Genomic DNA, 11,797 nt, shown 5'->3' with positions numbered 1-11,797 from the left:
GGCGACGCCCAGCCCAAATCCCCATAGGCCCGCCCGCCATCCCGCGGGTTCGTTCATCCAAGACTTTCGTACGCCTCGCGGCGACCGAAACTCTTCAGGCTTCAAGATGGTCCGCTTCGGGGATGCAAACCGGCGGAAGCGGACACCCTGAAACTGCTATCGGGACGCTAGACCTGCTGCATCCCGCCGTCGACGCACAGTTCGGCCCCCGCGACGAAGCTCGCCTCGTCGCTCAGTAGGAACAGCGTGGCCGCTGCCACCTCCTCGGGACGCGCCATGCGGCCGAGCGGGATCGGCGCGATGAGTGCGGCCCGCCCGTCCTCAGATACGCTCGCCATCATGGCGGTATCGGTCGGACCGGGGGCCACCACGTTCACGCGGATGCCGTGTGGGGCCAGTTCCGCCGTCCATGTGCGCGCGTAGGAGCGCAGCGCTGCCTTCGTCGCGGCGTAGGTCCCGTAGGGCGTCACGCCCATGACGTCGGCAATCGACCCCATCAGCACGACGGCCCCACCCCGCCCCATTGCGCCCAGAGCCGCTTGCAACCCGAAGACAGCCCCACGGACGTTGACCGCAAAGTGCCGGTCGAAATGCTCGGGCGTCCCGTCGCGCAGGGTCGCGGGTTCCGAGATGCCCGCGTTGAGGACCAGCGCGTCGATCCGGCCATGCATCTCCCGCACCGTCGCCACGACGCGGTGCAGATCCTCCTGTTGGGCTGCGTCCGCGACGAGGCCCTGCGCACCGCGCCCGATCCTCGCAGCGGCTGCGTCGACCTCGTCGGCGCGCCGCCCGGTGAAGACGACCGACGCGCCTTCGACCGCCAGCCGCTCGGCGACCGCAAGGCCGATGCCTTTCGCCCCGCCGATCACCAGCGCAACCTTGTCTTGCATGCGAGCCATCGGGGCATCCCTTCATCTGCGATGGCGCAGCAGATACACAGCGTGTATCTGCTATCAAGAACGCACTTAAGGTAGCCTAGATATGGCCGACGATACCGACTTCGATGCCGCGTCCGCTTGCGCGCTCGCCAACATGGCGCAGGTCCGCCCGGTGCTGGACAAGATCGCCGACAAGTGGACGATCCTGATCCTCACGGTGCTTTGCCCGCGGCCTTCACGGTTCAACGCGATCAAGCGGCGGCTCGACGGCATCACGCACAAGGCGCTGGCGGACGCGCTGAAGCGGCTGGAGCGCAATGGTTTGGTGACCCGGACGGTGCTGCCGACCGCACCCATCGGCGTCGAGTATGCGATCACCCCGCTCGGCCATTCACTACGCGAGCCCTTTGAGGCGCTCTGCGCGTGGGCACTCAACAACGGTGCGGCGATTGATGCGGCCAACCGCGAACATGACAGCATCAAAATGAAGCCGTGAAAACGCGTCCGCTTTCGGATCGCCGGATGCCGGGACCGAACATCTAGTAGTCCAAATCTCACGCTTGGTACCCATACGCACATGTCGGCTCAGGGTGGAAACCCGCCGGACCGCTCTTGGCGCCGTATCGCTGGAAAAGGACCTTGCAGCCCAAATTCAGGACCCGGAATACTCCCGTTCGGTGACCTGCTCCATCCAGGTCACGGTCTTGTCGTCGAGACGCTCTTGGATTGCGATGTGCGTCATCGCCGTGTTCGCAGTGGCACCGTGCCAATGCTTCTCGTTCGGCTCGAACCAGACGACGTCGCCCGGCGCGATTTCCTCGATCGGACCGCCCTCGCGCTGAATCCATCCGCGTCCGAACGTGACGATTAGCGTCTGGCCAAGCGGGTGCGTGTGCCACGCCGTCCGCGCGCCTGGCTCGAATGTCACGCTGGCCATCGCGACGCGGGCAGGATCGGGCGCGCTGTGAAGCGGATCAATCCGCACCGTGCCGGAGAACCACTCGGAGGGCCCTGCGCCCGAAGGCTGACTTCCGCTGCGCTTGATTTCCATGGGATCCATCCTCTGTCGGTTTAAGAACCGCGCGTCAGAGTGACCAGCCGCCGTCGACCGAGATTGATGCGCCTGTGACGAACGCACCGAGGTCCGAACACATCCACAAGACGGCTTCGGCGATCTCCTCGGGCTTGCCGAGCCGCCCGACCGGCTCAAGGTCGATCGCCTTCTGGATGTCGCCGCCGGTGAAGCGGTCCATCATTGGCGTCTCGATGTTTCCGGGCAGGACGGCATTCACCCGGATGTTCGCCTTCGCATAGTCGAGGGCGGCCGACTTGGTGAGGCCGATGAGGGCGTGCTTGGAGGCGGCGTAGCTCGCGCCGCCCGCCACGCCCCTGATGCCAGCGCCGGACGAGGTGTTGACCACCACGCCGCCGCTCTGGCGCAGCATCTGCGCGATCTCGTGCTTCATGCACACGAATGTGCCGCGCAGGTTGATGTCGAGGATGCGGTCCCACTCGTCGAGGGTGATCTCGTGGACGGGAGCGGCCTTGTTCTCAACGCCGGCATTGTTGAAGGCGCAGTCGATGCGGCCGAACCGCTCGGCGGTTTTGGCAACCGCCACCTCGACATCCTCCGGCACCGACACGTCGCACCGGATAGCGAGCACCTCGCCCCTCGCCGCTTCGATCTCGGCGCGAAGCTGATCGAGCGCAGCCTCAGTCCGGTCGGTGATCGCAACCCGCGCGCCTTCCCGCGCGAAGGCGAGCGCGGCGGCGCGGCCGATACCGCTGGCCGCGCCCGTGATGAAAGCGACTTTTCCGGTGAAGCGATGCATGTCTCGATCTCTTGACTGACCTTGATGGGCCGGACGTAGACATTGCGTGGGCTGACGATCAGCCGCTTGATCCTCATCGGAACGATGAGCCCCGCTCAATGCCGGAGCGCGGCCGTTACAATTTGAGCGGCCTGACCTCACGGATCAGATCGATGAGGAACCGCAATCCGGTCGGCAGTTGGCGTCGTCCGGGGAAATAGACATGAAAGCCGGGCCCCATCGGAGCCCAATCAGCCAGCGCGACGCGGAGTTCGCCGCGCTCGACCGAAGGCGCGACGCACGGCTCGGGCAGGTAGGCCAGACCGCCGCCGGCCACCGCGAGCGCCAAGCCGAATTGCGTGTTGTCGATCGTTACCGCCCCGGGGACGTCGAGCGCGATGGCCTCGTCTGCCCTCTCGAATTCCCAGCGGTAGAGGCTCTCGTCGCCGAGCCGAATGCGCAGGCAGCGGTGGGCTGCGAGGTCGCGCGGATGATCCGGCGTCCCATGCCGGTCGAAATAGGCCGGCGCGCCGACCACGACCCAGCGCAGGTCGGCCGACAGACGCTGAGCGACCATGTCCTGAGGGACCGAGCCCCCGTAGCGGATGCCGGCATCGGCTCCGGTCTCCACGACGTCGAGCAGGTCGTTGGACACCCGGACGTCGACCTCGATCTTCGGATGACGCTCGTGGAAGAGCGGCAGCACGGGGGCGAGCAGCAGCGTGCTCGCGTGCTCCAGCACGTTGAGCCGGATTCGCCCTATGGCCTCGGTCGGCTCCCGGTGCTGGTTGAGCACGTCGAGCGCGGAGCTGATCGCCGCGAACGGAGCCTCCAGCGAAGCGAGCAGATCTTCCCCTGCCGCCGTGAGTGTGACGCTGCGGCTGGTGCGGTTGATAAAGCGGACGCCGTGGCGCGCCTCCATTGCCTTGAGCGCATGGCTCAAGGCGGAGGCGCTGACGCCAAGCTCCAGACCCGCCCGCCGGAAGCTGCGGTGGCGCGCGATGGCGAGAAAGGTCCCGAGGTCGGCCAGATCGGCTCGATTGATCCGCATAAGGCCAGTGAAGTGTCTGCTAGCGGGAAAGCAATCCGTATCGCGGCAGGACCGCGTAGGGTCGATAGGGTACCGTCCGCCTTTTCGACACCATTCCTTCGAAGCGGAGTAGCCGCATTAGGCTATGCCCGGAAATGCCGCTACAGCAGCAACCAAGCCGTCCAGTTGGTCGTGTTTATGCTCAGCATTCAACAAGTTTATGCGCTGATGTGCTTCGATATGCGGTCGCCATCCTTCCTGGCGGGGGGCGCGCGATAAAAGGTACCCTTGCCCTGCTTTTTGGCGGCATACAGGGCGCGATCCGCGCTAGCGAGGAGCGCCTGGCTGTCGGAGGCATCTAGATCCCGTTCTGCAATCCCGACGCTCACCCCGATCCGGACCAACGTGCCTTGGCTGAGGTCATAGGGCAGCCCCACAGCCGAGATGATCATGCTGGCTATCACCTCAGCGGATGCAGCTCGGGGCCCTGACAACAGTACGGCAAACTCGTCGCCGCCAATACGGGCAACAATGTCGGTGGCCATGACCACGTCCTTCAGCCGGCGCGCCACCAGCTGCAAAAGGAGGTCGCCAGCAGCGTGGCCGTAGGTGTCGTTCACGCTCTTGAAGCCGTCCAGGTCAAGGTAGAGCAGTGTGACCGCATGCTCTTCCTCACCCTCCGTACCCTCGAGTGCGGATCCCAGGGCTTGATTGAGGAAGGTGCGGTTGGGCAGCCCGGTGAGCCCGCAGTGAAAGGCTTGATGGCGCAGCGCCAGCTCGGCACGCAGCAGCGCTACATAGTCGGTGTGCAAGCGCCGGTTCACGGCCGCGACAGCCACCAGGTAGAGCGGCGCCAGCCCGCAGAGGGCCAGGAGCCAGGGTTGGCCGCTCAGTACCGCGCCGATCGTGAAAGGCACAACCACGCTGATCATCTGGACCACGGTCATCCGCGGTGCACCAGGATTGCGGGCTGCTAGACCTCCCACAAATCCCGTTGTCGCAAGGCAGGCGAACGGCACCAGCACCGGATCGGCCGAGGCCATACATAAGCCAACCCCGCAGCCGATCTGGGCGCACCACAGCATGGAGCTGAGTACGTAAAGGTCCGTAAGCGGGAACCCGCCGTCTGATGGTTGAGCCGGGCCGCGAAGGGCGCGCCTCATCACCAACATGCTGATGAGGCGCACGAAGGTGAGTGCCAGGTCGGCGCACAGCCAAGAGAGCATCATCAGCGTGGGAACACGCAGGACGGCGAGACTAGCCAGCGCGGCACCGACGACGGCAGCCACGCAAAGGGGGGCAGTCCCCACGACAAGGCGCCTCCGCAAGACCCTGAGTACGTCCGGAGGAATCTGCAGTGGCGAGGTGGTCAGCCAGGAAACGAAGCGCCAAGCTGGTGGAGGCGGGGCATTGTGGGCGAACGCCATGGCCAATCAGCGCATGGCAAGGCTTGAGCCCCGGTTAAGAGATCAAGCAAAACGAGTCCTGTCGACGCTACTACGAACGTCTTGGAGGAAAGGTCGTTAAGTAAAGCATGCATGACGCGCCCGGCGGAGCCGCGCCGCCCGCTTTGCGCCTCCATTGACCGGAGCTGGCCTCGGCGTTCAGCCTCGCAGAGGCTCGCTGACTATCCCGAGCCGACCTTGAATCGCGTTCTGTCTATGACCGCTTTCGAGAAATGCGGACGGCTGTGGCTGCGGCCGGAATGGGTCCAGGCCGTGTCAAAACTCGGAGAATGGGCATCTGCGGTCAGGTGACGTCCCGGTCGTGCGAGAATGGGCCTTCCATCGCTTGGAGCGAGCTTTTGTGGTCGAGCGACGATCCGTTTTTGTGAAGGCGCCTCTGGACTGTCTTTCGGTCCCTCAGTGAGCGATCCGAGGCTTTCGCTCAGGCAGGGATCGCCGCCAAGAGCTTGCGGCTTCCCATGATGTTGAGAACGCGCGTCAGATTGTAGGCCAGGATCTGGAGCGCCATCTCGGTCGAGACGCGCGGCAGGGTCTTGGTCAGGAAGTGCGTCGCCCCCATCCGCGCCTTCAGCGTGCCGAAGGGATGCTCGGCCGTCTCGCGCCGGACCCGCATGGCCAGCGGATCGCCGTCCAACCGGCGCTGCACGGCCTCCAGCACGTCCTCGTGCTCCCACCGTGTCACCCGGCGCTCCTTGCCCGTCGTGCAGTCTGCCTTCATCGGGCAGGTCGGGCAGACGTTCGTCCAGTAACGATGCAGCGTCAGGCCATTTTCCACTGAGGTGTGCCGATAGGACAGCGTCTGACCCGCCGGACACACGTAGATGTTGTCCTGACGACGGTAGAGGAAGTCTTCCTTGCCGAAGCGTCCAGCGGCCTTGGCACCCGAGGTCATCGGCCGGGGCAGCGTCACCGCGATGCCGGCGCGTTCGCAGGCCAGGATCTGTTCACCGGAATAGTAACCCCGGTCGGCCACCGCATCGAGCGTGTCCGCCTCCAGAGCCTGCTTGGCCCGCGCGGCCATGCCGCTGAGCTGCGCCCGGTCCGAGCCGGCATTGGTGACCGCGTGTGCTACGATCAGGTGATGCTCGGTCTCGACCGCCACCTGGACGTTGTAGCCCACCAACCCTGATCCACGCCCGCTGGTGGCCATCGATCGCGCATCGGGATCGGTCAGCGAGACCTGCCGGTCGGGCGCCGCCTTCATCTGCTCCTCTAAACCAGCAAGCCGCTCCATCTCCTGCCCGAGGCGGGCGATCTTCTCCTTCAGCCGCTCCACCTTGGCCACCAGTTCCGGCGTAGGATCCTGCCGATCAGCCGTGTCGAGCTGGGAGAGGTAACGCGACACGCTCTCCTCAATCTGTTGGCGGCGCCGGTCGAGCTTGCCTTGTGTGAAGTTGCGGTCGCGATTGTTGACCGCCTTGAACTTCGAGCCGTCGATCGCGACGCACGTCCCCGTCAGAAGGCCCATCGTGCGGCACAAGGCGACAAAGCGGGCACAGACGCGCCCGATGGCGGGGCCATTCTGCCGACGGAACTCGGCAATCGTCTTATGATCGGGCGATAGCTGGCCGGTCAGCCACATGACCTCGACATTGCGGCCCGCTTCGCGCTCCAGCCGTCGGCTCGACGGGACCCGGTTGAGATAGCCGTAGACGTACAGCTTCAGCAGGGCGGCCGGATGGTAGCCCGGTCGACCCGTGCGTGCTGCATCGACGCCCGCAAAGCCGAGCGCGCCGAGGTCCAGGGCCTCCACGAAGGCATCGACGACGCGGACAGGGTTGTCCTCAGCGATCCAGTCTTCCAGGCAAGGTGGAAATAGCGTCGTCTGATCGCGCTCGGCACCGACAACGAACCGTCCCATGCCGTCCTCCGGTCGTGCAGAGGAAAGCTACCACCATCGGGGTTTTGACACAGCCAGGGTCGGAAGCCGTATGGCTGCTCGGGGTGGAATGCTGCCGGTCTGCTTCTGCGCCACGCGGGCACTCGAGCGGACATGTCCTCGACGATCCAGGCGGTCAGAGGCCGGAGGTCAGTTTTGTAAGCCAATCGCGCGAGTCTTTGACTAGGACAGTCTCCATAGACCTGTAGAGAAGCAGAAGACCTCCGCCAAGTCCAACTAGACCGCATGCGCCGAGCCCAGCCGCACTCGTGACGCCGGCTCCCACCCGAAGCCTCTAAGCCAAATGATTATCAGTCCTGCGCTAATTTACGGCTTGCGCTGCGGATCGCGATCGAAAATCTTGCTTTGAATACGCGTCTACGGAGCTTTCGATGCCAGCCGCAAGTTGTTGCATAGGAAAATATCTAGGTTCATTTCTGCTATATACCGCCGGATCCAGCGTCGTTTTCGCGGATATGAGGGTGAATCGTTCCGTCGACGGCAAAATTGTCTCGATGTCTAACCTGTCGCCGGCGAAGGACTGTTCTTCGATGGCCTTGCGCGGCCGCATCAGCGATCTAACATTCGAGCAGGGAACGGTACGCGGATTAACACTTAACCAAAGAGGCGGCGAGCAGCACATCAACGTACCCGCTTTGTACGATTTTCCCGATCCACGCCAGAAAGCGATTACTCGCGATAGATATTCCACATTGATCCGCAACGGCCGCACCGCGACGATCAAGGCTCTGTTCTGCGGCGCAGCGGGAAAAATCGTGAAAATGGACGCGATCTCAACAGAGTAGGGACCATATCATGTCAACCAGATCGGGGGCGGTCGCCCTCCTATTCATGCTGTGCTGCGTCCAGGTTGCGAACTCGGGGTGGAAGCCGGCAAAAGGAACTCCGTATCCTGCGTTCACCTCCTGCGTCTCCTCCAATCTGTGCATATTCGTCTCGTGCCGGCGCGGTGGCGAAAGGTCCTTCGAGATCTACTCCGTCGAGAATGGTCTAAGCGCTGGAGATACGCTATCCCTCTCCGCTGCCGGACGACAGATCAAGCTGACCGTACTGCCGAGGACCAACAACGAGCTGTACAGCTGGCCGTTGCGACCGGACATAGATGAACTACTGAGCTCGGGCGGTAAAGCGGCCATCGTCTTCGACGAACGCACCAAGTGGCCCGTAAGGACTCACGGCTATGCATCGGCGAAGTCAAGCCTGTCGCGTCAATGCAAAGGCTGACTCCGGGCTGCTTGGGACGACTATCGGGAGACGTACGATGTTTATGGGAAGACTGACTTTCGTGATCCTGATGGGTTCGCTCTTTGCAGCGCCGGCTGTGGCGGAATCAAGAGCGGCGGCCTACTTGGCAAAGCAGGAGATCAATGACGGGTGCGATGGTCGTCAAGGGCGCATCGATCCCGCCGGCCTGATCGAGCGGGATCTCGATGGTGACGGCATGCCCGACTTGATTATATCCCACGAGGCGATCCGATGTGCCGGTAAAAATTTCACGGAGCAGTCATTGCGGCATGCAGGTTTGCTCCGTACTGTTCTATCTGCGTCGCGGATCATTGCTCCAGAAGGCCCACGATATGCTGGGTGCCAACGTCAAGGTAGGCCGCGAGCGCATCCCGAAGGTCCATATGGATGCCCATGGCGGAGGTGGAGGCTACGTTCGTTGGAATGGGAAGTCTTTTGATTGAGAACTGATGTCTCGCGACGACGTCCAACATTCATAGATATCCGCGGTCGGAGCCATCACAAATCATGACATCTCCAGCATTCGGCCGATGCGGCTACAGCCGGACGATCGGCGAGATGCGCTTGGAGGCGGCGTTCGATCGGATCGCTCCCCGGCCGAGGTTCTCGGCACCGACAGCCAGGATCCGGGACGATCCGACGACCGACGACCGACGTCGGTCGCCGATCAAGCTGTCCCGACATGCGTGGCCCGCGATCGGGTGGCCGTGCACCGCAACGTCGGGCATGATGCCCTGCACATGATCGGCGGACCTGGGGAGGTCACATGCGGTTCCTGGTGGCGACGATTGTTTTGATCGGACTGTGCGGTCAGGCGAATGCCCAGGGCAAATCGAAGAAGCCGCAACCTCAGCAGCCGTCGACCCGCTACCTCAGCTTTTCGGAAGGGTCCCTGGACGGTTCGGCGACGTATCTGATCGACGGCGTCCTGAAGTTGACCTCGCAGGGCAGCCAGATCACCGACGCGAGCATCGACGTCTGCTACCCGACAAGCACCCTGTCGCGGCGCGTCGACCGTCTGGTGATCCCGCTGAAGGCCGACGGCGCGAACTTCTCCGGAGCCGGAGCAAGCTCGGCGGGGGATCGGGTCGCCGTGTCGATCAAGCGGAGCGGCTCGAAGGACGAGCAGCAGCTGAACGGCTCTCTGAAGCTTCCGGACCATAGCGTCGCCATCGCAGCCACCGGCCTGACGTTCTCGGAGGAGGATCCGACCGCGTTGCCCTCCGGTTCGACGGCAGAGGACGAGACTGAAGACGTGAGCGACAAGCCCGTACCCGATCCCGGAACCCTCTCGGTGACGACGAAGCTTCCGAACGTCGTCGATCTGGTGAAGCTGGTCCGCACTGAAGGTGCCCGGATGGATCCCGCCGGTCTGGTCCCGAACTGCGCCGACCTGAGAGGCGGCACCTCGTCGATCTCGATCGACGTCGATCCGGAGAGAGCTCCCGCGCTCCTCGAGAAGGTGAAGAAGCTCCCGGGAGTGGCGACTGCGGAATACGGGCAGGTCGCCGACAAGTCCCAGCTCGTCAAGCTCAAGGCGAAGCCGGGCGACGCCGATCTGATCGCCGCCCTCGGTCGCGCATTGCCGAAGGCCATCCCCGATGCGACGATCGTCTCGTCGGGCAAGGACGCCGGGCGAGGCGAGATCCAGATGGCCCTCACCCGCGAGGTGTCCTACCTGGATCCGATGGGAGCTCAGGAAGCGATCTCGCTCCGGGCTACCGCGTGGCAGGATCCTCAGGACAAGTCCGTCTCCTACGTCCAGCTCCGGGGTGTCGATGCGAGACTTGTCGATACCGGCAAGGAGAAGGTCTTCTCGGTAGGGCCCGCCGAGTCCGAGGGGGAGGACGCCGTCGTCGCCTCCGATCTCGACACGGCGACAGCACAGCAGGCGATAGCTGCGGCATTGGCTTCTGATCTGCACGGACAGATCTGGGTCGAAGATGCGTGGGTGTCGAAATAGCAGGTCGCCCGCACGCCTGGATGCCGACGACGGGCGAGTGCTGGAGGCGGCCGCACACTCGAAACGCCGCCCGCACCTTGGAGCGCGATCGGTACCTGCCGAACGGGAGCCCCGGCCGCATGGTCGACGAGGAGGCCGACCTGGAGAGTAACACGATCGGATGATGCGTAGGACGCTATGCCGGCCGAATGCGGGGGAGGGACCACGTAAACGATCGGCGGGCGACGACATGCATCCGCCGATCGTAAGGCTAGCTAGGAACGCTCGAAGGTCCGTCGATGCTCTACCACGCGGCCTGGAGGCCGGCGGTGAACACCTGGGCGGTGGTGCCGGGGCGGACATCGCCGGTATAGCCCACCGACAGCCGCACGCCCGCGGCGACCGCCCCCGTCAGGCTCACCCCCAGAACCGCGCCGTCCCGGCCCAGCGCGCTCGTCCGNTCGCCGGTATAGCCCACCGACAGCCGCACGCCCGCGGCGACCGCCCCCGTCAGGCTCACCCCCAGAACCGCGCCGTCCCGGCCCAGCGCGCTCGTCCGGCCCGCGAACCCCGCCCCGAACAGGCTCGAGCGGATCACCGCCGCCGTGTCGGCCAGCTCGTGCGCCCAGTACGCCCGACCCTCCAGGCGCAGGTCCGGAATGCCCGCCAACGCCCAACTCGTCACCCGCCCGCCGACCAGGCTGCGCGCCGCGTCGAGGTCGGCCACCGCGAAGCCCTGCCCGCCGAAGCCCTGCCCGACCAGACCGCCCCGCTCGCCGAAGCCCTGCCCGCCGAAGCCCTGCCCGCCGAAGCCCTGCCCGACCAGACCGCCCCGCTCGGACACACGGCCCCGCGTCAGCCGGTCGTAGCTGAAGCCCACCTCCGGCACGACCTCGACCGGCAGGCCGGTCGCCAGCGCGTAGCCGGCAAAGCCCGACACCCCGCCGTTCCAGCCCGACGACAGCCCGGACGCCTGCGACACCGCCGCGCCCAGCGCCACCGTCCGGTCCACCCGCCCGTCCGCGTACGACATCCCCGCCGTGCCCCGCAGGATCACCGCGCCCAGCCGCGTGCTCGCGTACAGCGTCCCGCCGTAGCTGTCGGTGGTGAACCGACCCAGCCCCGCGCCCCGCGATGTGCCGCCCGCGCGCAGGTAGCTGAACGCTCCGCCCACCTGCGTGTCCGCCCCGACCTGGCGGTCGACGCCCATCAGCAGCCCGCCCGCGTCGAACCCGGCGCCCGCCGCAGCCCGGTCGCCGGCGCGNCGGTCGACGCCCATCAGCAGCCCGCCCGCGTCGAACCCGGCGCCCGCCGCAGCCCGGTCGCCGGCGCGCGCACCGAACCCGTACAGCGCGTCGGCCCAGACCCGGCCCTCGCCCACCGCAAGCGGCGCCGCCGCCGCCCCGGCGCCGCCGCGCACCTGCAGCGCCGTGCGGTTCGGGCCCGGGCCCGGATCGCCCGCGCTGAACGCGCCCGCGCCCCCGCCCAGCCCGCGCTGGTGCCGGTCGATCGTGTCGGAGAGCAG

The 11,797-nt window shown here is 65.4% G+C and carries 9 protein-coding genes and 1 pseudogene; 3 read left to right on the top strand and 7 right to left on the bottom strand.

Annotated features, from left to right (window positions below):
- Positions 1 to 167 precede the first annotated feature (167 nt).
- Positions 168 to 899, bottom strand: coding sequence for an SDR family oxidoreductase (locus ASG32_RS26640; protein WP_020096270.1), 732 nt, complete (start codon positions 897 to 899; stop codon positions 168 to 170).
- Positions 900 to 981: 82 nt separating this feature from the next.
- Here ASG32_RS26640 and ASG32_RS26635 point away from each other — a divergent pair, with 82 nt between their 5' ends.
- Complete coding sequence (locus ASG32_RS26635) at positions 982 to 1,374, top strand: helix-turn-helix domain-containing protein (RefSeq protein WP_020096271.1); 393 nt, start codon at positions 982 to 984, stop codon at positions 1,372 to 1,374.
- Positions 1,375 to 1,530: 156 nt separating this feature from the next.
- On the opposite strand, the gene ASG32_RS26630 is transcribed toward ASG32_RS26635, so the two are convergent.
- The 5 genes from ASG32_RS26630 to ASG32_RS26610 all read right to left on the bottom strand — a co-directional run bounded on the left by ASG32_RS26630 (position 1,531) and on the right by ASG32_RS26610 (position 7,046).
- Entirely contained in the window at positions 1,531 to 1,929 is a 399-nt protein-coding gene (locus tag ASG32_RS26630) for a cupin domain-containing protein (protein ID WP_056532290.1), read from the bottom strand.
- 34 nt (positions 1,930 to 1,963) lie between these two features.
- Entirely contained in the window at positions 1,964 to 2,710 is a 747-nt protein-coding gene (locus tag ASG32_RS26625; protein ID WP_056532288.1) for a glucose 1-dehydrogenase, read from the bottom strand.
- A gap of 115 nt (positions 2,711 to 2,825) precedes the next feature.
- The gene (locus tag ASG32_RS26620; protein WP_056532286.1) at positions 2,826 to 3,740 is read right to left on the bottom strand and encodes a LysR substrate-binding domain-containing protein; all 915 of its coding nucleotides are present in this window, start codon (positions 3,738 to 3,740) and stop codon (positions 2,826 to 2,828) included.
- Positions 3,741 to 3,937: 197 nt separating this feature from the next.
- A complete protein-coding gene (locus ASG32_RS26615; RefSeq protein ID WP_157862082.1) occupies positions 3,938 to 5,008 on the bottom strand; it encodes a GGDEF domain-containing protein in 1,071 nt (356 codons plus the stop codon).
- A gap of 598 nt (positions 5,009 to 5,606) precedes the next feature.
- Positions 5,607 to 7,046, bottom strand: coding sequence for an IS1182 family transposase (locus tag ASG32_RS26610; protein WP_056532282.1), 1,440 nt, complete (start codon positions 7,044 to 7,046; stop codon positions 5,607 to 5,609).
- Positions 7,047 to 7,546: 500 nt separating this feature from the next.
- Here ASG32_RS26610 and ASG32_RS34195 point away from each other — a divergent pair, with 500 nt between their 5' ends.
- On the top strand, positions 7,547 to 7,870 hold the full coding sequence (locus tag ASG32_RS34195; protein ID WP_157862081.1) for a hypothetical protein: 324 nt from the start codon (positions 7,547 to 7,549) through the stop codon (positions 7,868 to 7,870).
- Between the two features lie 1,226 nt (positions 7,871 to 9,096).
- A complete protein-coding gene (locus ASG32_RS26600; RefSeq protein WP_056532278.1) occupies positions 9,097 to 10,293 on the top strand; it encodes a hypothetical protein in 1,197 nt (398 codons plus the stop codon).
- Positions 10,294 to 10,733: 440 nt separating this feature from the next.
- Here the strand turns inward: ASG32_RS26600 and ASG32_RS35400 are convergent.
- Positions 10,734 to 11,536, bottom strand: a pseudogene (locus tag ASG32_RS35400) (autotransporter outer membrane beta-barrel domain-containing protein); the annotation flags it as partial.
- Between the last annotated feature and the right edge of the window lie 261 nt (positions 11,537 to 11,797).

This window comes from Methylobacterium sp. Leaf361, assembly GCF_001424445.1.
Classification (GTDB): domain Bacteria; phylum Pseudomonadota; class Alphaproteobacteria; order Rhizobiales; family Beijerinckiaceae; genus Methylobacterium.
This window is presented reverse-complemented; position numbering and strand designations above follow the sequence as displayed.

Bases quoted from the DNA above. Each gene is read 5' to 3' on its own strand.
- ASG32_RS26640 (WP_020096270.1), bottom strand. From the start codon at position 899: ATGGCTCGCATGCAAGACAAGGTTGCGCTGGTGATCGGCGGGGCGAAA.
- ASG32_RS26635 (WP_020096271.1), top strand. From the start codon at position 982: ATGGCCGACGATACCGACTTCGATGCCGCGTCCGCTTGCGCGCTCGCC.
- ASG32_RS26630 (WP_056532290.1), bottom strand. From the start codon at position 1,929: ATGGAAATCAAGCGCAGCGGAAGTCAGCCTTCGGGCGCAGGGCCCTCC.
- ASG32_RS26625 (WP_056532288.1), bottom strand. From the start codon at position 2,710: ATGCATCGCTTCACCGGAAAAGTCGCTTTCATCACGGGCGCGGCCAGC.
- ASG32_RS26620 (WP_056532286.1), bottom strand. From the start codon at position 3,740: ATGCGGATCAATCGAGCCGATCTGGCCGACCTCGGGACCTTTCTCGCC.
- ASG32_RS26610 (WP_056532282.1), bottom strand. From the start codon at position 7,046: ATGGGACGGTTCGTTGTCGGTGCCGAGCGCGATCAGACGACGCTATTT.
- ASG32_RS26600 (WP_056532278.1), top strand. From the start codon at position 9,097: ATGCGGTTCCTGGTGGCGACGATTGTTTTGATCGGACTGTGCGGTCAG.